Raw genomic sequence first — 24962 nt, 5'->3', positions numbered from 1 at the left:
GATCATTTATTGGTGTCGGATTTGCTGACGAAGTAGCTGATGGTGACCATCACCACCGAAACACTCAGCAGCATGGTCGAGATCGCCATGATGTTGGGCTTGATGCCCTGTTTGACCGAGCCGAAGATCGCGGTGGGCAGGGTTTCAACACCTGCGCCCTTGACGAAATTGGTGATGATGAAGTCGTCCAGCGAGACGATGAAGGCCAGCAGGAAGCCCGAGATGATGCCCGGCGCCATCAGCGGCATCAGGATCTTGGTGAAGGCCTGCCGCCGGGTGGCGTAAAGGTCCATCGCCGCCTGTTCGAAACTGTCCTCGATCCCCTGCATCCGGGCCGAGATCGGCAGGTAGGCAAAGGGGATGCAGAAGGCGATATGCGCCACCAGGATGGTCAGGTAGCCGCGGGTGAAGCCGATGGCGTTGAAGAAGATCAGCGTCGCCACCGCGGTCACGATCTCCGGCACCATCAGCGGCAGGCTGATCAGACCGAAAGACACCGTGCGCAGCTTGAAATTGCCGCCGCGCACCATCGCCGTGGCCGCCAGCGTGGCAATCATCGTGCTGGCCGTCGCCGCCATGATCGCGATGGTGAAGCTGTTGAAGGCAGCGGTCTTGAACTTGCCGCTTTCCGGGCCGGTGAACACATCAGCGTACCAGCGCAGGGAGACCCCCTCCCAGTTGGTGATCGAAGCGGACGCGTTGAAGCTGTAGATGGTAACGATCACCAGCGGGGCATAGAGCACCACCAGGCACAGCAGGGTGATCGCGCGGAAGCCGGTGTAGGTTTTGATATTGTCATTCACATGCGCCATGGCTCAGCCCCCTGCCTTGTCTGCTTTGGCCTGCTGGCGGGCCGAGAACATCAGGATGATCAGCACCATGGTCAGCAGCACCATTGATGCGGCGGCGCCGAACGGCCAGTTGCCCGCATTGCCTTTGAACTGCTCCTCGATCAGCGAGCCGATCATGAAATTCTTGGCGCCGCCCAGAAGATCCGGCGCCAGGAAGGAGCCCATCGACGGCACGAACACCAGGATGCAGCCCGCCACCACGCCCGGTTTCACCGCCGGCAGCACGATGCGGCGCAGGGTGGTCCATTTGCTGGCGTAAAGATCCGCCGCCGCCTCGGAGAGCGAGAAGTTGTAGCGCTCCACCGCGGCATAGACCGGCAGCACCATGAACGGCAGGTAGGAGTAGAACAGCCCCAGCTGCACCGCAAAGTTGGTGTTGACGATGTGGATCGGCGTATCGATCAGCCCGGTGCCGATCAGGAAGTCATTCAGCGGGCCCTGGTCGCGCAGCAGGAACTTCATGCTGACGGTGCGGATCAGCAGGTTCACCCAATAGGGAATGGTGATCAGGAACACCCAAAGCGGGCGCACGTTTTCGGGCCTCGTGGCGATGAAATAGGCGGTCGGGAAGCCGATCAGAAGGCTCAGCAGCGTTGCCGCCCCGGCCTGCCAGATCGAGCGCCAGAAGATGGTGATATAGGTCCATTCCAGCTTCGGCGGCTCATCCCCGAACAGCCCGCGGTCAAAGAAGAACTGGTCATAGGCGGCGAGGGAGAATTCCCAGATCACGCCGCCGCGGAATTCCTTGGTCAGGAAGGAATAGACCAGCATCATGCAGACGGGACCCAGCACAAAGATGCCAAGCACCGCCCAGGACGGCAGCAGCAGCCAGCCGCGGGCGTCCTTGTAGGTGTCTGCGCGGGCCGAGCCGCCGGTTGCTGCGCCTGCTGCCATCAGTCCATCAGGAGGCGCCCGGCCCCCAGCTCCATGTTGACGAAAATCTCGCTGCCCGGCTCGAAGATCCGCTTGTTGCCGCGCTCGGAGTTTGAGGTCCGCACGATGAACTGCGGCCCCTCGGCCAGATCAACCAGCGTGCTGATGTCGGTGCCCACGAATATGTTCTCGGCGACCCGGCCCTTGAGGCTCTCGGCCTCGACCGGCACGTCGGACATGAACAGGCGCTCGGGGCGCACCGACATATGCACCTTGGCGCCGGTCCCGATGCCCTCGACCGAATTGCAGGTCAGCGCATGGCCGCCGCCCAGAAGGCAGGTCGCGCGGCCGTTCATGACCTGATCGACGGAGACCTCCAACAGGTTGGTTTCACCGATGAAATCCGCCACAAACATGTTGCGCGGCCGCTCGTAGATCTCGGTCGGGCTGCCCAGCTGCTGCAGCGCGCCCGCCGACATCACCGCGATGCGGTCGGACATGGTCAGCGCTTCCTCCTGGTCGTGGGTGACAAAAATAAAGGTGATCCCGGTCTCCCGCTGCAGGTGCTTCAGCTCCAGCTGCATCTGCTTGCGCAGCTTCAGGTCGAGCGCCGACAGCGGCTCGTCCAGCAGCAGGACTTTGGGTTGCGGCGCCAGCGCACGCGCCAGCGCCACACGCTGCTGCTGGCCGCCGGAGAGCTGCGACGGCTTGCGGGCAGCGAACTGCGACAGCTGGACCAGCTCCAGCATCTCGCCCGCACGGGTGCGGGCTTCGGATTTGGACTTGCCGCGCATCTCCAGGCCAAAGGCGACGTTTTCCAGGATCGTCATATGCGGGAACAGCGCGTAATTCTGGAACACCGTGTTGACCGGCCGCTGGTGCGGCGGCAGCTTGGCGATCCCGTCGCCGAACAGCAGGATTTCGCCTTCGGTCACATCCTCGAACCCGGCGATCATCCGCAAAAGCGTGGTCTTGCCGCAGCCCGAGGGCCCCAGCAGGGTGAAGAACTCATTGTCCTCGATGGTGAGCGAGATGCGCTTGAGGGCGGTGAAGTCCCCGTAACGCTTGACTGCATTGCGCACATCAATCGCATTTGTCTTGTTGCCGGGCACTTGCGCCTCCCCTTTGCCGCGTGTCGTTTGATCCAGCATAGGAAGGACCGCGGGGTTGCTTAAGCATTGACTCCCTCAGCAAATGTTAGTCTTTGCCTAATCTTTGATAGTCCCGCAAAAGCAATGCCTTAGATGATGCATGGGGAGGCTTCGCGCCTGCTCTGCCCGCCCCTGGGCGGTGCTGCGGAAACCGCATCCTTGGCTGGCGTGCCGGTGCCGCCAAGCCCATGCGGACATTCCCGGTTGCAGGACCGCAGACACTGCACGGCACGCGCGCGCAACAGGACACGATCGGGCCGGCGGGCCTCCCGGCAGGCTGTTTTCCGGCACGCGGGAAGGTTCTGGCGGGATCACTTTGCCCGCGGTGCAGGCCGGCGCCTTCGCTCATGCCGGGCAAAGTGTCAGCTGACAAAACCGGTACGATTTCCGGCAGCATTGCCAGGCCGAGGGCCGGATCCTTGAAACCGGCTCTCGGCCTGGCCTGCGCAACAAAAATTACGACGGCAGGTCCGTGGTCACAGCCAGAAAAGACTTGTCTGCCGTATCACTGCGGATGTCCCACAGCACCGGTGTGCCCTTGGCGATGATCCAACTGTCGCCCGGCCCGTAGACCACGGTTTCGCCGGTTGTCTCATCGGTCAGCGCCACCACCCCGTCCAACAGGGTTGCGTGCTCGTGAAAGCCATAGACGGTCCGGTACTTGCCTCTGGTCACGGAGTACACGCCGCCAAAGACCGTCCCGTCCGGGCCGCCAAGATCAAAGCGGCCGGCGCAGTGCGGCGACCCCTCGACGGTTTCGGAGCCGATATCTTCGGGCCTGCCCCAGCTCTCAAGCGTTCCACGCTGCATCGTCTGCAGATAGGCTGTCATCGTCATGTCAGGTGTTCCTCAACCGGTCAGATCCTGCAGGATCCGGTCCATCATCGCGCCGCAGGCGGCCAGCTGGTCCAGCGCCAGATATTCGTCCGGCTTGTGCCCCTGCCCCGCCATCGACCCCGGGCCGCAGACCACGGTGGGAATGCCCAGCCGGGCAAAGAACCCGGCCTCGGTGCCGAAAGCCACTTTGGTGGAGGTGCTGCTGCGGGCGAGTTTCCGGGCATAGGCCGCCACCGGGCTGTCCGGCGGCACGTCGAGGCCGGGATAGGCGTTGTACTGCTCCACCTCGATCCGCGCCTCCGGTGCCGGATAACGGGCGCTGACCCGCTCCGCCGCCGCCTCGATGCGGGCCAGAATGTCCTCTGCCCGGTCGGCGGCCAGATGGCGGTACTCGAATGTCACCCCGGCCCGGTCCGGCACGATGTTGAGCGCGGTGCCGCCGGACATTTTCCCTGCGTGCACGGTGGTATAGGGGATGTCATAGGCCGCGTCCTGCGCACCGCCCGCGGCAAGATCCTCTTGCAAAGCCCGCAGTTCGGTCAGGAAATCCGCCGCCAGATGCAGCGCGTTGGTGAAATCGGGCGCCAGCGCCGAATGGCCGCTCTGGCCGTGGCAGATGGCGCGCAGCGCCGCCTTGCCCTTGTGGCCGATGGCCACCTGCATGTCCGTCGGCTCCCCCACGAAACAGGCGCGCGGGCTGCCCAGCAGCGGCGCCAGCCGCTCCAGCATCTGCTGAATGCCGACGCAGCCGACTTCCTCGTCATAAGAGAGGACAATCTTCAGCGGCTCCCGCAGCTCCGCCTGCGCGGCGCTCCCGGCCAGCGCCAGAACACTGGCTACATAGCCCTTCATGTCGGTGGTGCCGCGCCCGTAAACGCGCCCCTCCCCGCGGGTCAGGCGGAAGGGGTCGCGGCTCCAGGCCTGCCCCTCCACCGGCACCACATCGGTATGCGCCGACAGCAGCACCCCCGGCCCCGCCGGGCCTTTTTCGGCATAAAGCCCGGTTTTGGAGCCATCCGGCGACGGCAGCCGCGTCACCGCAAAGCCGCAGTCCGCCAGAACGGCCGCCGCATAGGCGGCCAAGTCCAGATTGGAGTTGCAGCTGACCGTGTCAAACGCGATCAGCCGCTCCAGGATCTCCAGTGTCCTGGCCGTGTCAGTCAAGCCGGAACCCGATCTTGAGCCCGACCTGGTAATGCGCCACCTTGCCGTCCTCGACATGGCCGCGGATCTCGCCGACCTCGAACCAGCTGATGTGGTCGATGGTCTTGGACGCCTTGGCAATGGCGCCGCTCACCGCATCCTCGATGCTGCTGGCGGAGCTGCCCACCACATCGACCGTCTTGTAAATGGAATCACTCATGATCTTTCTCCTCACTCTGCGGCCAGCTCGGTGATCTCGCGGCGGAACGGCAGCGCATCGCCAATGTCCGGCCCATCCAGCTCGCGCGCATAGCGGTGGCCTGCGTAAGTTGCCCACGCAATCGGCCCCGGCGCGTTCGCATCGCCGATCAGTTTGACCGATTTGATGCCTGCGTCCAGCCATTCCGCCTCGCGGGCGAGGAGATTCTGGTAAAGGGCATCATTGCCAATGCGCGAGGCGACCATCACCACGGCGTCCGCCTCGATATTCCAGGTGCGGCCGGTATAGGTGCAGTTGCTGACCACATGCCCGGCGTGAATTTCACTAATGCCCTGATTGAGAACGATTTCCACACCGGCCTCGACCAGCCGCGGGTGGATGGCCACCTGCTCCAGCGTGTTGTTGGTCCAGTCGCTGACATAGGCCGAGGGCGTGACCAGCGTCACCTGCGCGCCTTTCGACGCCAAAAGCTCCGCCAGAACCCCGCCCATGTAGTAGTGGTCGTCGTCATAGACCACCACCCGGCCCTCGGGAATGGTGCCGTCCATCAGGTCGTCGGGGGTATAGACCTTGGCGCCATCGGCAATCGGCATCGGCACCACATGCTGGCGGGAGACCCCGTCGCGGCGCCAGGTGGAGCCGGTGGAGATGCAGATGTTCTCGAACCCGAACTCCAGGATGCTGCCGGCATCCAGCGGGCTTTCGCGGTAGATCTCCACATTCGGGCGCTGGCTCAGCTGGTAGTCGCGGTAGTCCACGACGCGGCCCCAGGCATTGAGGCCCGGCAGCTGCCGCTCGCGCGTCACCCGGCCGCCGATCACGTCCTTGGCCTCGGCCACCGCCACGTCATAGCCGCGGCGGCACAGCGCCCAGGCCGCTTCCAGCCCGGCAGGGCCGGAGCCGATCACCAGCACGTTGGAGCTTGCGCCCTTGGTGTTCATCTTCTCAGGATGCCAGCCCTTGCGCCATTCCTCCATGAAGGTCGGGTTCTGGGTGCAGCGGCTGATCGACATGGTCATGTCGCCGGTGATGCAGATGTTGCAGCCGATGCATTCGCGGATGTCCTCGATGCGGCCTTCCTCGATCTTCTTGGGCAGGAACGGATCGGCAATCGACGGCCGCGCGCAGCCAATGAAATCCAGCGTTCCGGATTTCACCATCTTCGCCATCACGTCCGGGCTGGTGAAGCGGCCGACACCCACGATGGGCTTCTCCGTCAGCTCATGAATGCCACGCACCAGCTGTTCCTGCGCCGCTTCCTCCTTGAACCGTGAAGGGCCGGAGCAGTCTTCCCACGTCCCCTGCGCCAGGTCCCACAGGTCCGGCAGGTCCTTGTTCATCTCGATATAATCGCGCACCTCGGCGTTGGAAAAACCCAGCTCGCCGATGGTTTCGTCCAAGCTGACCCGCAGCGTGATCGCCATGGTGTCCCCCACCGCATCGCGCATGTCGGCAATCACCTCCTGGCTGAACCGGGCGCGGTTCTCCAAGCTGCCGCCGTACTCGTCCGACCGCTGGTTGGTGGCCCGGCTCAGGAAGTGCTGGAAGATCCCGAAGCCATGCGCGCCGTAAAGGCAAATCAGGTCAAAACCCGCCTCCTTGGAGCGTTTCGCCGCATTCACGAACCAGCGGCGCAGATCCCTGATGTCCTGCTTGTCCAGCGCGCGGGCCTGCACCGGGTCATTGGTGAAGGTGCGGATCGGCAGGGCGGAGGGCGCCAGCGGCACCTCCTTGGAATAGAGGTTCGGGCCGTTGATCCCGGAATAGGCCAGCTGGATGCCCGCCAGCGCGCCGTGGGTCTTCATCTTCTCCGACATCCGGCGCAGCTGCGGGATATCCTTGTCCTCCCACAGGCGCAGCTCGATGAAGGGGGTGATTTCCGAGGTGTGATGCATCTCGCACTGTTCGGTGAAGATCACGCCCCAGCCGCCTTCGGCCTTGATGCCGCGCATCTCTGCCGCGGCAGAGGGGTCGCGGTAGCCGCCGCCGTTGCAATGCGGCACCTGGTAAAACCGGTTCTTGGCGGTGAGCGGGCCGATCTTCATCGGCTCGAACAGAATGTCATAGCGGGGATCGCGCAATTTCCATCTCCTTTGGTGCAAGAGCCTCCAAAGGGTACAGCACTGGGCGCGACGCTAAAGGTCAGCTTGCGGAAGCATTGATTAGCCTGCCGCTAAGCCGCTGGCCTGCCCTTGCGGCGCGGCGTTCAAGCCCGGCAGCGCACCGTCCTTCACCAGCTCCGCGCAATGCTCCACAAACGACCGGATGGTGATCGAATTCTCCGAATCCGGCGCCATCAGCAGGCCCATCCGCATCGGCCGCAGATCGCCCTTCAGCGGGATGAACTTCAGCGTCTTGCCGTCGGGGGACTGGTCGTTGACCGGACGGATATTGGCGATCGAATAGCCGTATCCATTGGCCACCAGGCTGCGCATCACCGCCATGTCGCGGGTGCGCTCGGCCACGTTGGGCTTGATCCCGGCCTCATGGAAGAACGACAGGAAGTATTCGGCACTGAACGGCAGGTCCAGCAGCACCATCGGATGCTCGCGCAGCTCTTGCACCGTGACCTCCGCCCGATCCGCCAGCGGATGCCCCTCGCTGACCAGCGCATAAGGCGGCAGCTCCGCCAGGGTGATGAACCGCAGATCCGCCGGGATATCCAGATTGTAGGTCAGCGCAATGTCCAGCTCCGCCCGCCGGATGCCGCTGAAGACCGCGGCCTGATCCAGCTCGATCTGGCGCACCTGAACGTCCTTGTAGCGGTCCTCGAACCCGCGCCGCACCGCAGGCAGCACCACCTGGGCAAAGGTCAACAGGCAGCCGATCGCCAGCGGCCCGCGCACCTGGCCGGAGATATCGCCGGCAATATCCCTCATCCGCTCGGCCTCGCGCAGCACGGTGCGGGCCTGTTCCAGCATCACCCGCCCCGCCTGGGTCAGCGCCAGCCCTTGCGCATGCTGGCGCACGAACAGCGGCAGGGCGAATTCCTGCTCCAGCTGCGCAATCGCCGCCGAGATCGACGGCGACGACACGTTCACCTTTTCCGAGGCCAGCGCGATCGAACCCGCCTCCCCCACGGCCACAAAATACTCCAGCTGGCGCAGCGTGTATCTGACTGGCAAAGGCAGGCTCTCCCGGAATGGCTGGGATCAGGTCTTGTACTTGATCCAGGTGGTCTTCAGAGCAGTGTACTTCTCCAGCGAGTGCAAGGACAGATCCCTTCCGAACCCGGATTGCTTCATGCCGCCGAACGGTGTCTGCGCCGACAGCGCATCGACCGTATTGACCGACACCGTGCCGACCTGCAGCCGCTCCGCCACCCGGCAGGCGCGGCTGAGGTTATCGGTCCAGACGGATGCGGCCAGCCCATAGATCGAGTCATTGGCCATCGCCACCGCCTCTTCCTCGCGGTCGAACGGGATCACCGACAGGACGGGGCCGAATATCTCATCCCGCGCCAGCGGATCTTCATGGCTGACGTCATCAAAGATCGTCGGCTGCACGAAACAGCCCTTGCCGTTCACCGTGACGCGCGCGCCGCCCGCCACCAGATTGGCCGAGGCCTTGCCCGCCTCGACACAGCGCATGATGCCCTCGGTCTGTTTCTCATCGACGATGGCGCCCATTTTCGAGGCCGGATCCAGCGGATCGCCCGGCTGGGTGGCCGCGGCGCGGGCAATCAGCTTTTCGACAAATTCCTGCTGGATGGAGCGTTCGACGTAAAGCCGCGAGTTGGCCGAACACACCTCGCCCTGATTGAAGAAGATGCCGAAGGCAGCCATGTCGGCGGCGGCGTCCAGATCGCCGCAGTCGGCAAACACCAGATTGGGGGACTTGCCGCCGGTCTCGGGCCAGACCTGTTTCAGGTTCGACTGGCCGGAATACTGCATGAACATCTTGCCGATGGCGGTCGATCCGGTGAAGGCAAGGCAATCCACATCCATATGCAGCCCCAGCGCCTTGCCCGCGGTGGCGCCATAGCCCGGCACCACGTTGAAGACCCCGTCCGGAACCCCGGCTTCCGCCGCCAGCTCCGCCAGCCGCAGGGCAGACAAGGGCGATTGCTCCGCCGGTTTCAGCACCACCGAATTGCCCGCCGCCAGTGCTGCCGCCGCCTTCCAGGTCGCCATGTCGAGCGGGAAATTCCAGGGCGTCACCGCCCCCACCACCCCCAAAGGCACGCGGGAGACCAGCGCCAGATCGCCCGGCCCGGTCGGCGCCACCTCGTCATAGATCTTGTCGATGGCCTCGCCGTACCACTGGAAAAAATGCGCCGAGCCGGGCGCATCCACCGTCGCCGCATCGGTCACCAGCTTGCCCATGTCCAAGCTGTCCAGCAGCGCCATCTCCTCCAGATTGGCGCGGATCAGGCCGGCCAGCCGCAGCAGCACCGCCTTGCGGTCCCCCGGCGCCATCCGCGACCAGCGCCCGTCCTCGAACGCCCGGCGCCCGGCCGCCACCGCGCGGTCCACATCCCCGGCATCGCATTCGGCGACCTCGGCCAGCACCTCCCCCGTCGCCGGGTTCACGCTGGCAAAAGTTCTGCCTGACGCCGCATCGGTGAACTTGCCGTCAATGAACGCGCGGCTGCGGAACGTCAGCGCCGCGGCGCGGCTCTTCCAGTCGTCATGGGTGTAATCCAGCATCTCTTTCCCTCCCTGTTCCGCCGCACTCATTCGTCGCCGGGCACGCCGTAGGACGGCGCCTCCCGCGGGTCGAGCGCGCGCTGCACATAGGCGTCCAGCTGCGGCTTGTAGATCTCCCAGGCGGCGGCGATGTTCTCAATCGGGCAGTCCCCGGTCCAGTCGCAGCGCAGATCCGCCACCGGCCAGCTCACCTTGTCGACGAGCTTCATGCCTGCCGAATGCACCGGCCCGGCCTCGCCGCCCGCCGCCAGCCCGGCGCGCATCGCGGCAATCAGCCGGTCGCCCAGATGCCCTTCAGCCGCCTGGAATCCGTCCACAACCGCCTGGCACACCCCGTCATTGGCCAGCAAGTTGCCGCCCGAGGCCACATCCTTGCCTTCCGCCTGGGTCCAGATCCCCAGAGAATTCGGCCCCGAATGAATGGCGGTGCCGCCGATGCTGTCCACCGCCAGCACCTGCCGGTAGTCGATGAACCGCCCGATCTCGCGCACCTTGGCCACCGCGGCGGCGGCGGTCATGCCCTGCTCCATCAGATCCAGCGCCAGGGGCCCAAGGCTGGGGTCGGTCACGTTCTGGCTCGCCACCGCGCCGACGCCGGCGCGCGCAAAGGAACAGCGCGCCGCCACCGCCGGCGAAGAGGACGAAATCGCCACCCCGAACATGCCGGTCTGCGCACAGCGCGCCACAAGCGAAAATGTCATCGTATTTCCTCCTCACCAGCCACCAGAGACGGATCGTCCTTCTTCTGGCTGTAAATATCCTCGGGGAAGCGCGAGGGGGCAGACAGCCCCCTCGTTCCCGCCCTCAACCCCGCGCTCAGTCCGGAATGACAGCGGTGCCGTCGATCTCCACCAGCCACTCCGGCCGCGCCAATGCCTGCACCACCAGCCCGGTGGACACCGGATGCACGCCTTTGATGTATTCGCCCATGGTGCGGTAGACCGCCTCGCGGTGGCGCACATCGGTGATATAGACCACCACCTTGACCAGATGCTGCATCGAGCCGCCGGCCTCCTCGATCAGCTGCTTGATGTTCTGCATCACCTTATGGGTCTGCTCCACCGGGTCGTGGCTCTCGATGTTCTTCGCATCATCCAGGTTCTGCGGGCACTGGCCGCGCAGGTAAACGGTTTTGCCGCCGGTGGTCACCACCGCCTGGCACAGGTCATTGTCCAGGTTCTGTTCCGGATAGGTGTCAGAAGTATTGAATTTTCGGATACGGGTATGGGCCATGGTGTCCTCCTGGCATGGCGGGATGGCGGGCCGCCGGGCAGGATGGCCCGGCGGTGCAAGGGTTCAGGCCTGGTCCGCGCGGCGCCCGGCCGGGCCGCGGTAGGCCTCATAGTCGCGCTGGATGGCGATCTGATCGGCCACATGCCTGGCATCATGCCAGACCCCCCAGATAAAGGTCGAGCCGCGGCGCGACTGCCAGGGCAGGCCCAGGAAATAGATCCCCGGCTCCACCGACACCCCGCGCTGATGCTGCGGACGGCCCTGCGCGTCAAAGGCATCGACCTGCATCCAGCTGAAATCCTGGCGGAAGCCGGTGGCCCAGAGGATGGTGGTGATCCCGGCCTCGGCCAGATCCAGCGCCCGCACCGGATGGGTCAGGCTTTCCGGGTCCGGGAAGGCTTCGCGCGCCTGCGGCTCCTGCGGCAGGTCAATCCCGGTGCGCGCCACATAGGCATCGGCCAGATCCAGCATCTTCAGGTAATCGGCGTCGCCGCTGGCGATGTTGTCCTGCAGGTCGCCGGCAAAATTCAGCACCCCGTCCTCATAGGACTCGGTCAGCCCCAGCAGGGTCACGCCCTCGCCGCCCAAGCGGCGGAAGTCCATGGTCTGGCCGCCATAGGCGCCGCTGACGGAGATCGTCACATGCTCCTTGCCCGGCTCCATCGCCGCCTGGTCCCACAGGCCCAAGACCCCCAGCCACCAGACAAAATCGCGGCCCCGGTACATCCGCGGCGGCCGGTCGTGCGGCCCCACCGACAGGTAGACCTTGCGGCCCGCCCGGTTCAGCTCATCGGCGATCTGCGCGCCCGAGGAGCCTGCCCCCACCACCAGCACCGCCCCCTCGGGCAGCTGATCGGGGTTGCGGTAGTGGAAGGAATGCAGCTGGTTCACCGCCGCGCTCTCCGGCACCACCGGCGGGATCACCGGATGCTGGAAGGCGCCGGTGGCGGCGACGATGCGCTGCGCCTCGATCACCCCGTCCGAGGTCTCGACCCGGAAGCCGCCGCTGCCATTGAGGCGCTCGGCCTTCAGCACCTCGACGCCGGTGCGGACCGGCGCCTGGATGCGCTCGGCATATTCGGCAAAGTAATCCGCCACCCGGTCCTTGCCGGCAAAGGCCTCGGGATCGGTGCCGGTGAACTCCAGGTTCGGAAAGCGGTCGTGCCAGGCCGGGCCGTTGGCGACCAGGGAATCCCAGCGCCCGGTGCGCCAGGCCTCGGCGATGCGGTTCTTTTCCAGCACCAGATGCGGCACGCCTTTGCTGCTCAGATGCTCGCTCATGGCGACGCCCGCCTGGCCCGCACCGACAACCAGCGTGTCTACTTTTTCAATCGCCATCTCCAAACCCTCTCCTGACACTGCGGCAAGGGCTGCCCCCTGCCGGTCTTCCCCAACAGGAATTCCACATCGCCGGGTCATGAAAAAGAAATCTATGGCTTACCCCTGCTTCGAGTGCGGCTAAGCAGGGTGTTCCGCTTTAATCGCAGCGGCTTGGATCGAGGCCGCCCGCAAATGAAAAGCCGTCCCGCCACGGGAATGGCAGGACGGCTCAGGGCCGCGCCAATGGCGGAACCCGGCGCGGCCGGTTACCGCATCACAAAGGGATCGGGGATCGCCTCGTCGCTGGTGCGCAGCCAGACCGCCTTGACCCTGGTGTAATCCAGCGCCGCCTGAAGCCCGCCCTCGCGCCCGTGGCCGCTGAGGCCGTGGCCGCCGAAAGGCGCAATCGGGCTGACGGCGCGGTAGGTGTTGACCCAGACGATGCCCGCCCGGATGCCCCGGATCATCCGGTGCGCGCGGGTGAGGTTTTGCGTGAACACGCCCGAGGCGAGGCCAAAGGCGGTGCTGTTGGCAATCTCCAGCGCTTCCGCTTCGGTTTCAAAACTGACCACCGACAGGACCGGCCCGAAGAATTCGGTGCTGAGGCACGGGGCCTCCGGCGCCTCAGAGCAATCCAGCACGGTGGGCGGGAAGTAGAATCCCGCGCCCTCCACCGCCGCGCCGCCGGTGATCAGCCTGGCGCCCGCCTGCACCGAGGCCGCGATCAGCCGCAGCGCATGGTCGCGCTGCTTGAGCGTGCACAGAGGCCCGACTTCGGTGGCCATATCCTGCGGCGCGCCGATCACCACGGCTTCGGCCTTTTCCTTCAGCCGCTTGAGGAAGGCGTCCTTGATGCCTTTCTGGATCACCAGCCGCGAGCCCGCAACGCAGCTTTGCCCGGTGGCGGCAAAGATGCCCGACACCTGCGCGTTCACGGCACTTTCCAGATCGGCGTCATCGAACACGATGAAGGGCGACTTGCCGCCCAGCTCCAGCGAGGTGGAGGCAAGGTTCTCGGCCGAGTTGCGCACAATATGGCGCGCGGTCTCCGGCCCGCCGGTGAAGGCGACATGGGCGACCGATGCGTGGCTGGTGAGCGCCGCCCCCGCTTCCGGCCCGCCGGTGATCACGTTCAAGACACCGGGCGGAAATCCCGCCTGATCAAAGAGGCGGGCAAACTCCAGCATCGGCGCCGGGCCTTCCTCCGAGGCTTTCAGAACCACCGTGCAGCCCGCCGCCAGCGCCGGGCCGATCTTCACCGCCGACAGGAACAGCTGCGAATTCCACGGCACGATGGCGGCCACCACGCCCACCGGCTCGCGCCGCAGCCAGACCTCCATGTCGGGCTTGTCGATCGGCAGGTGCGCGCCCTCGATCTTGTCCGCGAGGCCGGCGTAATAGCGGTAGTATTCCGCCACATAGGCGATCTGCGCCGAGGTCTCGCGGATGATCTTGCCGGTGTCGCGGGTTTCCAGCTCGGCGAGCCTGGGCGCATTTTCCGCCACCAGATCCGCCAGCCGCATCAGCAGCTTGCCGCGCTGGGTGGCACTCATCCCCGCCCACTCAGCCGAGAAGAACGCAGCCTCCGCCGCGCGGACCGCCCGGTCCACATCCGCCGCCGATGCCGCAGGCATCCGCGCCCAGGGCGTGCCGGTCGCCGGGTCGAGGCTGTCGAACGTGGCGCCTGCATCCTCAAACGCGCCGCCGATATACTGCTGGAAGGACTGCATTTGCACTCTCCTTTACTGAAACGCCGGCATGACTTGCGCGATGAACCGCTCCAGAGAGGCTTTCTTGCGCTCAAAGCTCATGCTGCTGTCGATCCAGAACGAATACTCATCATAGCCAAGCGCCTCATATTTCTTCAGCCGCTCGATCACCGCTGCCGGTTCGCCGATCACCAGATCGCGCTCCATCGCTTCCGGAGAGTAGAACGGATGCGCGGCGATTTCTTCATCGCTCAGCGGATCGATCAAGCCCTGAGAAACACCCCGCTGGTTCATGAACCAGGCGCCGAAATAGCAGTAGAAGCGATTGAGCTCTTCCGCCCCGCGTTTCACATCCGCGGCACTGTCGGCCACATAGGTGTGCTGCAGCAGCATGATCCTGGGACGCGGCACATCGGAATGCTTGGCGCAGGCATCGTTGAACTTGCCCATCAGGTCGGTGATTTCCTCGTCGCCCTTCCACAGCGGCGTCACCTGCACGTTGCAGCCATTCGCTACCGCAAATTCATGGCTGTTGGGGTCCCGCGCAGCAACCCAGATCGGCGGGCCGTTTTCCTGCACCGGCTTTGGCGACGACGTGGTTTTCGGGAAGGAATGGAACTCCCCCTCCTGCGCGTAATCGCCCTGCCACAGCCCCTGCACCGCCGGGATCAGCTCCCGCATCCGCTGGCCGGCCTCCCAGGCGTCCATGCCGGGCCTCATGCGCTCGTATTCGTAACTGTAGGCGCCGCGGGCGATGCCCAGATCCAGGCGGCCATTGGTGATGATGTCGGTCATCGCCGCCTCGCCTGCCAGCCGGACCGGATGCCAGAACGGCGCAATCACCGTCCCCGTGCCCAGCCGCACGTTCCTGGTGTGCCGCGCCACGTCAATGAGGTTCAGGAACGGGTTCGGCGAGATGGTGAAATTCATCCCGTGATGCTCACCCGTCCAGACCGCGTGCATGCCGCCGTCATCGGCGATTTTGCACAGCTGGATGAACTCGTCATAGAGCTGCTTCTGATCCTCGGACTCCGAGATCCGCTCCATATGCGCAAAGAGGGAAAATTTCATGCGCCCTTGCTCCCTGTCCCGACCGGGCGCACCTGGCCCCGGCTCTGGTTTCCATAATACACCCCGAAATTGCCCATCCGGCTTTCACTGGCGAACCGCTCCAGCATGGTGCAGACCGCCGCATCGGCGATGTCCATCAGCGTGGATTGAGTCAGCGGCGTGAATACCCCTTTGGCCGGCCTGCCCCCCGCGGATTGGCACAGGAACGAGATGTGCTGATGTTCGCGCGCTTCGTCCTCGAAAACCGAATAGATGAACCCCGGCTCCGCCTCGACGCCGGTCTCGGCAATCAACCGGGCCAGCGCCGCCGAGGCGCCTTCCTTGCCCACCCTTGTTTCCGGCAGCGTCAGCCTGCCCTGATCGTTGCCCATGAGCAGCACCTTGCCCTCATGTTCAATCAGGGCCGAGACGATCAGCTTGGCGCCCTGGCTCAAGGCTTCGGCTTCGGCGGCTGCCGTCACATAGGCGCCGCGGGCGTATCCCAGCCCCGGCAAGGGCGAGGTCTCGAACGCCGCCACCTGTCCGATCAGGATCAGGTGGTCGCCGGCCTCCACCCTTTGGTGCATGGAGCAGTCGAACCAGGCGGAAACGCCCTCAAACACCGGGCTGCCCTGCGGTCCTTTGCGCCACTCAACGGCGGCAAAACGGTCCTCGACGGGCCGGGCAAAGGTGTTGGAGACGTCTTTCTGATCTTCCGCCAGCACATTGATGGCAAAGCCGCTCGCCTGTTCAAACGCCGCGTAATTGCTGGAGGAATTGGCCAGGCAGACCAGCACCAAGGGCGGGTCCAGCGACACCGAGGTGAAGGAGTTGGCGGTAAAGCCGATGGGATTGCCCTCCGGATCATGCGCCGTCACCACGGTGACGCCGGTCATGAAGGTGCCAAAGGCGTTGCGCAGGGCGCGCGGGTCGATGCCGCTCATGACGTTGCTCCTTCCGTGTTCAGCCAATCCCGCAGGGCCGCGGTGACCGCGGCGGGGGCGGTGAGGTTGACCATATGCCTGTGGCGTTCGATGACAACAGCGTGGCCCATGGGCGCTGCCTCTGCCATGGCCTGCGCCATCTCCGGCGTCGAGTTCGGATCGCCATCGCCGGTCAGCGCCAGCAGCGGGCAGCGGATGCCGCCAAACCCGTCCGCATAGGTGCTGTCGCCGCGGGCAAAGGCGGTATAGGCCGCGGCGTAGCCTTGCAGGTTCACGCCCGACAGCCATCCGGCCACCTGCGCCCTGGCGGTCTGGTCCGCCGCGCTCTCGCCGAACCAGCGGATCAGCGGCGTGTCCAGGTCGAAACTGCCTGCGCGGATTTCGGCGGCGCGGGCTTCGACCGCAGCCCGGGCCTCCGGCGAACGCCGGAACACCCCGTTCAGCAACGCCACCCGGGCCACGGCCTCAGGATGGCAGACCGCATAGCCGCCGGCAATCAGCGCGCCCATGGAATGGCCCGCCAAGCTGACCGGCCCCAGGTCCAGCGCCTGCAGCACGGCGTGCAGCCACGCCACATATTCCGGCAGCTCCGCGCCTGCGGGCAGCGGCGCGCTGCCGCCGTGGCCGGGCATGTCCAGCGCGATCACCTGATGCGTCAGGGACAGCGCCGCGGTCTGCGGCGCCCAGGCCGCCGATTGCATGCCGACCCCGTGGATCAGCACCACCGGCGCGCCCTGCCCCGCCCGCTGGCAGGTGACGGGGCCGTAAGGCTCAGACAGCGGCAGGGTTGTCGGCGTCATGGCCCAGTTCCTTCAGGTCCTGATAGCGGTCGCCGATCCGGTGATGCGGCCGCCCGCCGATCGAGGCGCCAAGCGCGATCACGATCTCATCCGGCCCCGGTGCATCCGCCACCGACAGCTGGATGGTCAGGTAATGGCTGCGCCGCCCGCCGTCGTTCTTGTCCATCAGCGGGATCTGCAAGGGCGCATTGGCCGGGCCGCGGGTGTTGGTGAAGGCCAGGTAGGATTTTGCCCCCACCGCCTCGCGGAAGTGGTTGCCGAAGCGCAGGGTGTGGATCAGGGCAGAGGCATGCTCGACCTCGCCGTTCACGCCGACGATGGCGGATTTGCCGTAGCCCTCGACCTTGCCGCCGCCGCCGGCGGCCTCCAGGATCATCGCCGTCAGCTTCTCCCCCAGGCCCGGGGCGCAGTCATGGATCGCCGGGCGCAGGTCCTCGACAAAACCCTGCCCGGCCCAGGGGTTTTTGATCACCGCCACCGCGGCAATCATCCTCAGCGGCGTTTCCGCCGGTTTGCCACCCTCGATCAGGGTTTCTTCGACATGCAGCAGCGTCTTGCGGATTTCGGCGGGCATGGGCGGGTCTTTCCTGTCTGATTCCAGTTGCCATAATATGGTATACCATCATACAGTATGTCAATGCGGACTTGTTCCGCCCTGCCGCCGTTGCTATCGGAGGACATATGACCAGCTCCGGAACCCCGCCTGTGATGCGCAGAATCGACCAGCCGCCGCAGACTCTGCGCGACATCGTGCAGGAGCGGATGCGCGAGGCGATCATCTCCGGCCGGTTTGCGCCCGGCGAGCGGCTGGTGGAGCGCCCCTTGTGCGACCAGCTCGGCGTCAGCCGGACGGTGGTGCGCGAGACCATCCGGTACCTGGAGGCCGAGGGTCTGGTGGAGATCCTGCCCGGCAAGGGCCCGATTGTGGCGCAGCTCAGCTGGGAGGATGCGCGGCAGATCTATGACATCCGCCAGATGCTGGAGACCGCCGCCGCCACCGCCTGCGCCCGGAACATGACGCCGGACCTCGCCGCGGCGCTGCGGAACAGCTTGCAGGCGCTGCAGGATGCGGTGGCCGCGGGCGTTCCCGGTCCCATGCTGCGGGCCACGACAGAGTTCTACCGGATCATCTTTGAAGGCGCCGGCCACAATGTCGCCTGGGAAATCGCCCAGCGTCTGAACGGGCGCATCAGCAGGCTGCGGGCCGTGACGCTGTCCACCGCAGAGCGCCGGAAACCCGGCCCTGCCCATATGCAGGAGATCTGCGCGGCCATCGTGTCAGGCAACGCCAAGGCCGCGCAAAAGGCGATCGAGCAGCATCTGAGTGACGCCAAACACACTGCCGAGCGGCTGCTGAACGAGGCGTAGCCGTTTTACTACGAGAAAAACGGCCATGAAAAATCGATTTTTCATGGCTGAAATCCGTGCCGGATTTCAGCCTCGCTTCACCCGGACTGTCAGCCCAGGATACCGGGCAGGTTCAGCCCGTGCTCGCGCGCGCAGTCCTTGGCGATGTCATACCCCGCATCCGCATGGCGCATCACGCCCGTCGCCGGGTCGTTCCACAGCACGCGGCCGATGCGGCGCGCCGCATCGTCGCTGCCGTCGCAGCAAATCACCACGCCGGAGTGCTGTGAAAAGCCCATGCCGACGCCGCCGCCGTGGTGCAGCGACACCCAGGTGGCGCCCGAGGCGGTGTTCAGGAGCGCATTCAGCAGCGGCCAGTCGGATACCGCGTCGGAGCCGTCCATCATCGCCTCGGTCTCGCGGTTGGGCGAGGCCACCGAGCCACTGTCCAGATGGTCGCGGCCGATGACAACCGGCGCCTTCAGCTCGCCGTTCTTGACCATCTCGTTGAAGGCCAGACCCGCCTTGTGGCGGTCGCCGAGGCCGATCCAGCAGATCCGCGCGGGCAGGCCCTGGAAGGCAATCCGCTCCTGCGCCATGTCCAGCCAGCGGTGCAGGCCTTCGTTGTCGGGGAACAGCTCCTTCATCTTGGCGTCGGTCTTGCGGATATCCTCCGGATCACCCGACAGCGCCGCCCAGCGGAACGGGCCGATGCCGCGGCAGAACAGCGGACGGATATAGGCGGGCACAAAGCCGGGGAAGTCGAAGGCGTTCTCCAGCCCCTCCTCCAGCGCCATCTGGCGGATGTTGTTGCCGTAATCCACCGTGGGGATGCCCATGGCGTGGAAATCGCACATCGCCTTGACCTGAACCTTCATCGAGGCACGGGCCGCTTTCTCAACCGCTTTCTTGTCGGTTTCGCGCTTTTCCTTCCACTCCGCCATGGTCCAGCCCTGCGGCAGGTAGCCATTGACCGGGTCATGCGCCGAGGTCTGGTCGGTGACGATATCGGGGCGGATGCCGCCCGCCTTGGCGCGCTCCACCAGCTCGGCGAACACATCCGCAGCGTTGCCCAGCAGGCCCACGGATTTCGCCTCACCGGCGGCGGTCCAGCGCTCGATCATCTCCAGCGCCTCGTCCAGGGTTTCGGCCTTCTCGTCCAGGTATTTGGTGCGCAGGCGGAAGTCGATCGAGTCCGGGTTGCACTCCACCGCCAGGCAGCAGGCACCGGCGAATACCGCCGCCAGCGGCTGCGCGCCGCCCATGCCGCCCAGACCGCCGGTCAGGATCCACTTGCCGGTCAGGTCGCCGCCGAAATGCTGGCGGCCGGCCTCGGCAAAGGTCTCATAGGTGCCCTGCACGATGCCTTGCGTGCCGATATAGATCCACGAGCCGGCCGTCATCTGGCCGTACATCATCAGGCCCTTCTTATCGAGCTCGTTGAAATGGTCCCAATTGGCCCAATGCGGCACCAGGTTGGAGTTGGCGATCAGCACCCGCGGCGCGTCCTTGTGGGTCTGGAAGACACCGACCGGTTTGCCGGACTGCACCATCAGGGTCTGGTCTTCCTCCAGGTTTTTCAGGCTCTCGACGATCATGTCGAAATCCTGCCAGGTGCGCGCGGCGCGGCCGATGCCGCCATACACCACCAGCTCATGCGGGTTTTCCGCCACATCGGGGTGCAGGTTGTTCATCATCATCCGCAGCGGCGCCTCGGTCATCCAGGACTTGGCGTTCAGCTCCGTGCCGGTGGGCGGGAAAATATCGCGGGTGTTCTTGCGGGGATCGCTCATGCCGAGGGCCTCCAGTTTTTGAGATCAGTCAGAATTTGGGTGAGATGGGCGCGCAAGTTGTCCGCGCGCTCCGGCAGATACGTCCAGGGCGGGCTTTCCTGGCAGTAGGTCGCCTGCGCCAGTTCCATCTGGATCGCATGCAGGCCCTCCGCCGGGCGGCCATAGTGCCGCGTGGTCCAGCCGCCCTTGAACCGGCCGTTGAGTACCGAGGTATAGCCCTCCGCCGCGGCGCAATGGGCGACGGTCAGCGCCTCGATCGCCGGGTCGCAGGTCGCGCCCATGTTGGTGCCGATGCTGAAATCCGGCAGCCGGCCCTCGAACAGGAACGGGATATCGCCGCGGATCGAGTGGCAATCGTAAAGGATGGCAAAGCCGTGGATGGCCTTCACCCGCTCCAGTTCCGCTGCCAGCGCGGCGTGGTACGGCACGTGATAGGCCTCGCGGCGGCGGGCGGTTTCGGTCTCGTCCGGCTCCATGCCGTCGCGCCAGATCGGCAGCCCGTCAAAATCGGTCAAGGGCACCAAAGTGGTGGTGTTCTGCCCGGGATAGAGACTGAGTCCGGCGGGATCGCGGTTCACGTCGATCACATAGCGGTGGATCGGCGTGCGGACGGTTGTCACCTCCCCTGCCAGCCCGGCATAGAGGTCGTGGATGTGCCAGTCGGTATCGGCCAGCGCCCTTCCGGTCTCGTTCAGGCAGTCCCAGATGTCCGGCGGCACATCGGTGCCGGTGTGGGGCAGCCCCAGCACCAGCGGCGATGACCCTCGGGTAATCTCGATCATGCCTTCACCTCCACGCCCGCGGCCTTGGCGGCGCGGCCCGCGCGGACCATGGCGCTGGCGGTTTCAATGTCGGGTGCCAGATAGCGGTCCTCGGCCAGCGCGGGGATCTCCTCGCGCAGCATCGCCAGCACATCCTGCAGGCGCTCGGAGGTTTTCAGCGGCGCGCGCGCCTCCACCCCTTGCGCGGCGCAGAGCATTTCAACGCCCAGGATCACCGACAGGTTCGCGTTCATCTTCGAAAGCCGCAGCGCGCCGTGGGCGGCCATCGACACATGGTCCTCCTGGTTGGCCGACGTCGGGGTCGAGTCGGTCACGCAGGGGTTGGCCAAATGCTTGTTCTCGCTCATCAGCGCCGCGGTGGTGACTTCGGCAATCATGAAGCCGGAGTTCAGCCCCGGATCGGGGGTCAGGAACGGCGGCAGGTCGTGGCTGAGGGTCGGATCCACCATCAAGGCCACCCGGCGCTGCGCGATGGCGCCGATCTCGGCCACGGCCAGCGCGATCTGATCGGCGGCAAAGCCCACGTATTCGGCATGGAAGTTGCCGCCCGAGACGATGCGCCCCTCGTTCACCAGCACCAGCGGGTTGTCGGTGACGGCGTTGGCCTCGATCTCCAGCGTCTTCGCGGCCATCCGCAGCACGTCCAGCGCCGCGCCCACCACCTGCGGCTGGCAGCGGATGCAATAGGGGTCCTGCACGCGGGTATCGCCCTCGCGGTGGCTCTCGCGGATCTCGGAGCCGTCCATGATGGCGCGCATTTCGCGGGCCACGTCAATCTGGCCGGCATGGCCGCGCAGGCTGTGGATGTCCGCGATCAGCGGCGCGGTGGAGCCCATGATGGCGTCGGTGCTCAGCGAAGCAATCGCCATCGAAGCCTCAGCCATGCGCCAGGCGTCGAACAGCCCGGCGAGCGCGCAGGCGGTGGAAAACTGGGTGCCGTTGATCAGCCCCAGGCCTTCCTTCGGACCCAGCACAATCGGTTCCAGCCCGGCCTTTTTCAGGGCTTCGGCACTGGACATGCGGGTGCCGTCATAAGTGGCCTCGCCTGCCCCGATCATCGCCGCCGCCATATGCGCCAGCGGCGCCAGATCGCCCGATGCGCCGACCGAGCCCTGCGACGGGATCACCGGCACCACGCCGCGTTCCAGCATCTGTTCGATCTGCTCGATCACCAGCCAGCGCACGCCGGATGCACCGCGGCCCATCGACAACAGCTTCAGCGTCATCATCAGCCGGGTCTTGTCCTCCGGCAGCGCCTCGCCGACGCCGCAGCAATGCGACAGGATCAGGTTGCGCTGCAGGGTGGCGGTGTCCGCGGGCGCGATCTTGGTCGAGGCCAGCTTGCCGAAACCGGTGTTGATGCCATAGACCGCTTCCTCGCCCGCGGCAGCCTCGGCCACCATCCGGGCAGCGGCCTCCACCGGTTCGCGGGCCGACGCATCCAGCCGGGCGGGTGTCAGGTTGCGGTAGATATCTTCCAGCGTGGACAGCGTCACCGTGCCAGGGATCATCTGGATCATTGTTTGCCCTCATAGATACGGGAGTGAAGCGGGTTGAAGCCGATGCGGTAGGCCAGCTCGCCGGGGGTTGCGACGTCCCAGACCGCCAGATCGGCGCGCATGCCGGCGGATATTTGACCGCGGTCAGTTAACCCCAGCGCCTGTGCGGCGTTGCGGGTGACGCCTGCCAGCGCCTCCTCCGGCGTCATCCGGAACAGGGTGCAGCCCATGTTCATCGTCAGCAGCAGCGAGGTCAGCGGCGAGGAGCCGGGGTTGCAATCGGTCGCCAGCGCCATCGGCACGCCGTGGGTGCGGAAATGCTCGATCGGCGGTGCCTGGGTTTCGCGGATGGTATAAAATGCGCCGGGCAGGATCACCGCGACAGAGCCGCTGGCGGCCATCGCGCGGGCGTCGTCCTCGGTGGCGTATTCCACATGATCGACGGACAACGCGCCGTACTGCGCCGCCAGCGCGGTGCCGCCCTGATGGCTCAGCTGCTCGGCGTGCAGTTTCACCGGCAGGCCCAGTTCCTGCGCGGCCTTGAACACCCGTTCGATCTGCGCCGGGGCAAAGGCGATGTTCTCGCAGAAGCCGTCGACCGCATCCACCAGCCCTTCGGCATGGGCAGCGCGCAGGGCGGGAATGCAGACCTCGTCGATATAGGTGTCGTCACGGCCCTTGTACTCGGCAGGCGCCGCATGGGCGCCGAGGAAGGTGGTTTTCACCGTCACCGGGCGCAGCTCACCCAGACGCCGAGCGGCGCGCAGCATGTTGAGTTCGGTCTCGCGGTCCAGCCCGTAGCCGGATTTCACCTCCACCACCGTCGCGCCCTCGGCCAGCAGCGCATCCAGACGCGGCAGCGCATCTTGCACCAGCCGCTCCAGCGAGGCCTCGCGGGTCGCCGACACGGTGGAGACGATGCCGCCCCCTGCCCGCGCAACCTCTTCATAAGACGCGCCGTTCAGGCGCATCTCGAACTCCATCGCCCGGTTGCCGCCAAAAACGATATGGGTGTGGCAGTCGATCAGCCCCGGCGTTACCAACCGGCCGCCCAGATCGCGCTGCTCCCAGGGAAAATTGTCAGCTGACAAATCTGCCCGCGGCCCGGCCCAGACGATTCTGCCGCCGGAAACCGCAACGGCCCCGTCTTCAATCAAACCATAAGGCGCATTTGTTCCGGCCATCGTGGCCAGCCGCGCGCCTGTCAGAACATACTCTCCTGTCACGGAATCCCCCCGAGTCGCTTTGCTGCCGTTCCGACATTAAACTACTCATTGAGGATATTATGTCTAGTCATAAAAAACGGAGGCCGCCCTGCATTTGCGTCCTCAGCGCGGCGGATCCGGCGGGATCCGCGGGTGCAGATCGTCGATCACAATCGGATGCGCATGCGGACCGGGGCCTTGCAGATGCGGATGATCCGGCGGCAGGCCGGTGTGGCTGTGCGGAACCGGGGCTGCGCTGTCCCGCGGCCACAGATGCTGCGCCGCGGCCAGACCCGCAGCCGCCAGCAGCGCCAGAACCAGCATCGCGGCCCCGGCCCCCCAGACCGCCATCAGCCAGGCCGACAGCGGGTAGAACAGCAGCCAGCAGGCATGCGACAGGGTGAACTGCGCGGCAAAGATGGCGGGCCGGTCCGCGGCATGGGCAGAACGCGCCAAGAGCCGCCCCGAGGGTGTCAGAACCGCGGAATATCCAAGGCCGATCACGAACCAGGCAATTGCCAGCCGTACAAACCCCAGCGGCTGCATCAGCGTGGTCAGTGCCAGCACCATCAGCGCGGCACAGCCGAGGGCGCCGCCAGCCAGCATGACGCTGCGGTCCGGCAAACGCTCCAGCAGGCGCGGCAGCAGCATCGCCGACAGCATCGCGCCGCCGCCGAAACAGGCCAGCGCCAGGGCCACCGCGCTTTCCCCCTGCCCCAAGCCGGCCCGCACCAGCACCACGGTGTTGACCAGCACCATCGCGGCCATCGCCGAAACAACCCAGTTCAGCGCCAGCAGCCCGCGCAGCCGCGGGGTCCGCAAATAGTTCCGGATGCCGCGGGTGGTGCGCTGCCAGATGGGCCGGGGGGCCTTGGGTTCCGGCGACGGCAAGGCAATGGAGAACAGCAGCAAAGCCGAGGCGGCGAAACCCGCCGCAGTGCCCCAGAACAGCGTCGAGGAGCTGACCAGCACCAGCAGTGCCGCAGCCAGCATCGGGCTGACGAGGCTTTCCAGCTCATAGGCCAGCCGCGACAGCGACAACGCCCGGGTGTACTCCGTCTCCTCCGTCAGCACATCGGGGATCGAGGCCTGAAACGCCGGGGTGAACCCGGCGGAGGCCGACTGCAGCAGGAAGATAAGAACATAGACCTGCCAGACCTCGGAAACGAACGGCAGGCAAACCGCCACCGCCATCCGCAGCAGATCCAGGGTGATCAGCATCCTGCGCCGGTCCAGCTGCTCTGCCCAGGCGGCGGCAATCGGGGCCACGGTGACATAGGCCAACATCTTGATCGTCAGCGCGGTGCCCAGCACCACCCCGGCGCGCGCGCCCGCCAGATCATAGGCCAGAAGGCCAAGCGCCACGGTCGCCAGCCCGGTGCCGGTCAGCGCCACGATCTGGGCCAGGAACAAATGCCGGTAGGTCCGGTTGCGCAGGATGGAAAGCATGGGGCTGCGGGGTCCTTTCGCCGGGAGGTCTGCCGGTATTCTGGCCGCGCGGCGGCGGCGAACGCAATGGCCCGGATCGCCGGCACGCTGCGGGCTTTGCCAGGTTG

At 65.8% G+C, this 24962-nt stretch carries 23 protein-coding genes; 1 reads left to right on the top strand and 22 read right to left on the bottom strand.

The features are described 5' to 3' along the window. Window positions 1–2: 2 nt before the first annotated feature. The 17 genes from OKQ63_RS21420 to OKQ63_RS21340 all read right to left on the bottom strand — a co-directional run bounded on the left by OKQ63_RS21420 (window position 3) and on the right by OKQ63_RS21340 (window position 17354). Window positions 3–812 (bottom strand): ABC transporter permease, encoded by an 810-nt coding sequence (locus tag OKQ63_RS21420; RefSeq protein WP_264214168.1) that lies wholly within the window; start codon window positions 810–812, stop codon window positions 3–5. A 3-nt stretch (window positions 813–815) separates the two neighbouring features. Beyond that, window positions 816–1745, bottom strand: coding sequence for an ABC transporter permease (locus OKQ63_RS21415; RefSeq protein ID WP_264214167.1), 930 nt, complete (start codon window positions 1743–1745; stop codon window positions 816–818). Beyond that, window positions 1745–2875: an ABC transporter ATP-binding protein gene (locus tag OKQ63_RS21410; protein ID WP_264214166.1), complete on the bottom strand. Its 1131-nt coding sequence runs from the start codon at window positions 2873–2875 to the stop codon at window positions 1745–1747. Before OKQ63_RS21410 ends, OKQ63_RS21415 begins: the two co-directional genes overlap by 1 nt. Window positions 2876–3331: 456 nt before the next feature. Next, entirely contained in the window at window positions 3332–3712 is a 381-nt protein-coding gene (locus OKQ63_RS21405) for a cupin domain-containing protein (protein WP_264214165.1), read from the bottom strand. Window positions 3713–3724: 12 nt separating this feature from the next. Then, on the bottom strand, window positions 3725–4876 hold the full coding sequence (gene argE / locus OKQ63_RS21400) for an acetylornithine deacetylase (RefSeq protein ID WP_264214164.1): 1152 nt from the start codon (window positions 4874–4876) through the stop codon (window positions 3725–3727). Beyond that, window positions 4869–5075: a dodecin gene (locus OKQ63_RS21395; protein ID WP_264214163.1), complete on the bottom strand. Its 207-nt coding sequence runs from the start codon at window positions 5073–5075 to the stop codon at window positions 4869–4871. The genes argE and OKQ63_RS21395 overlap by 8 nt, the downstream gene beginning before the upstream one ends. An 11-nt stretch (window positions 5076–5086) precedes the next feature. After that, window positions 5087–7156 (bottom strand): oxidoreductase, encoded by a 2070-nt coding sequence (locus tag OKQ63_RS21390; protein ID WP_264214162.1) that lies wholly within the window; start codon window positions 7154–7156, stop codon window positions 5087–5089. A gap of 81 nt (window positions 7157–7237) precedes the next feature. Next, entirely contained in the window at window positions 7238–8200 is a 963-nt protein-coding gene (locus tag OKQ63_RS21385; RefSeq protein WP_264214161.1) for a LysR substrate-binding domain-containing protein, read from the bottom strand. Window positions 8201–8227: 27 nt separating this feature from the next. Beyond that, window positions 8228–9724 carry an aldehyde dehydrogenase gene (locus tag OKQ63_RS21380; RefSeq protein ID WP_264214160.1) on the bottom strand — a complete coding sequence of 499 codons (1497 nt, stop codon included), beginning with the start codon at window positions 9722–9724 and terminating at the stop codon, window positions 8228–8230. A gap of 26 nt (window positions 9725–9750) precedes the next feature. Further along, window positions 9751–10425 carry a DUF1028 domain-containing protein gene (locus OKQ63_RS21375; RefSeq protein ID WP_264214159.1) on the bottom strand — a complete coding sequence of 225 codons (675 nt, stop codon included), beginning with the start codon at window positions 10423–10425 and terminating at the stop codon, window positions 9751–9753. 115 nt (window positions 10426–10540) lie between these two features. Beyond that, window positions 10541–10957, bottom strand: coding sequence for a RidA family protein (locus OKQ63_RS21370; RefSeq protein WP_264214158.1), 417 nt, complete (start codon window positions 10955–10957; stop codon window positions 10541–10543). A 63-nt stretch (window positions 10958–11020) separates the two neighbouring features. Continuing rightward, window positions 11021–12295, bottom strand: coding sequence for a flavin-containing monooxygenase (locus tag OKQ63_RS21365; protein ID WP_264214157.1), 1275 nt, complete (start codon window positions 12293–12295; stop codon window positions 11021–11023). A 248-nt stretch (window positions 12296–12543) separates the two neighbouring features. Continuing rightward, window positions 12544–14007 (bottom strand): aldehyde dehydrogenase, encoded by a 1464-nt coding sequence (locus OKQ63_RS21360; RefSeq protein ID WP_264214156.1) that lies wholly within the window; start codon window positions 14005–14007, stop codon window positions 12544–12546. Between the two features lie 12 nt (window positions 14008–14019). Next, window positions 14020–15057, bottom strand: a complete 1038-nt coding sequence (locus OKQ63_RS21355) for an LLM class flavin-dependent oxidoreductase (protein ID WP_264214155.1) — start codon at window positions 15055–15057, stop codon at window positions 14020–14022. After that, on the bottom strand, window positions 15054–15980 hold the full coding sequence (locus OKQ63_RS21350; protein WP_264214154.1) for a flavin reductase: 927 nt from the start codon (window positions 15978–15980) through the stop codon (window positions 15054–15056). Before OKQ63_RS21350 ends, OKQ63_RS21355 begins: the two co-directional genes overlap by 4 nt. Continuing rightward, window positions 15977–16780 (bottom strand): alpha/beta fold hydrolase, encoded by an 804-nt coding sequence (locus OKQ63_RS21345; protein ID WP_264214153.1) that lies wholly within the window; start codon window positions 16778–16780, stop codon window positions 15977–15979. The genes OKQ63_RS21350 and OKQ63_RS21345 overlap by 4 nt, the downstream gene beginning before the upstream one ends. Then, window positions 16752–17354 carry an amino acid synthesis family protein gene (locus OKQ63_RS21340; protein ID WP_264214152.1) on the bottom strand — a complete coding sequence of 201 codons (603 nt, stop codon included), beginning with the start codon at window positions 17352–17354 and terminating at the stop codon, window positions 16752–16754. Before OKQ63_RS21340 ends, OKQ63_RS21345 begins: the two co-directional genes overlap by 29 nt. 107 nt (window positions 17355–17461) lie before the next feature. Here OKQ63_RS21340 and OKQ63_RS21335 point away from each other — a divergent pair, with 107 nt between their 5' ends. Continuing rightward, window positions 17462–18148: a GntR family transcriptional regulator gene (locus OKQ63_RS21335; protein WP_264214151.1), complete on the top strand. Its 687-nt coding sequence runs from the start codon at window positions 17462–17464 to the stop codon at window positions 18146–18148. 89 nt (window positions 18149–18237) lie between these two features. Here OKQ63_RS21335 and hutU read toward each other — a convergent pair whose 3' ends face one another. From hutU to OKQ63_RS21310, 5 genes are all read right to left on the bottom strand, one after another. Further along, a complete protein-coding gene (gene hutU, locus OKQ63_RS21330; RefSeq protein WP_264214150.1) occupies window positions 18238–19920 on the bottom strand; it encodes a urocanate hydratase in 1683 nt (560 codons plus the stop codon). Continuing rightward, window positions 19917–20702: an N-formylglutamate deformylase gene (gene hutG, locus OKQ63_RS21325; protein ID WP_264214149.1), complete on the bottom strand. Its 786-nt coding sequence runs from the start codon at window positions 20700–20702 to the stop codon at window positions 19917–19919. Before hutG ends, hutU begins: the two co-directional genes overlap by 4 nt. After that, window positions 20699–22222, bottom strand: a complete 1524-nt coding sequence (hutH, locus tag OKQ63_RS21320; RefSeq protein WP_264214148.1) for a histidine ammonia-lyase — start codon at window positions 22220–22222, stop codon at window positions 20699–20701. Before hutH ends, hutG begins: the two co-directional genes overlap by 4 nt. Beyond that, complete coding sequence (gene hutI / locus OKQ63_RS21315) at window positions 22219–23427, bottom strand: imidazolonepropionase (protein WP_264214147.1); 1209 nt, start codon at window positions 23425–23427, stop codon at window positions 22219–22221. The genes hutH and hutI overlap by 4 nt, the downstream gene beginning before the upstream one ends. A 102-nt stretch (window positions 23428–23529) precedes the next feature. Then, window positions 23530–24855, bottom strand: a complete 1326-nt coding sequence (locus OKQ63_RS21310; protein ID WP_264214146.1) for an MFS transporter — start codon at window positions 24853–24855, stop codon at window positions 23530–23532. Window positions 24856–24962: the final 107 nt, after the last annotated feature.

It is taken from the genome of Leisingera thetidis, assembly GCF_025857195.1.
In the GTDB taxonomy this organism is placed as follows: domain Bacteria; phylum Pseudomonadota; class Alphaproteobacteria; order Rhodobacterales; family Rhodobacteraceae; genus Leisingera; species Leisingera thetidis.
This window is presented reverse-complemented; position numbering and strand designations above follow the sequence as displayed.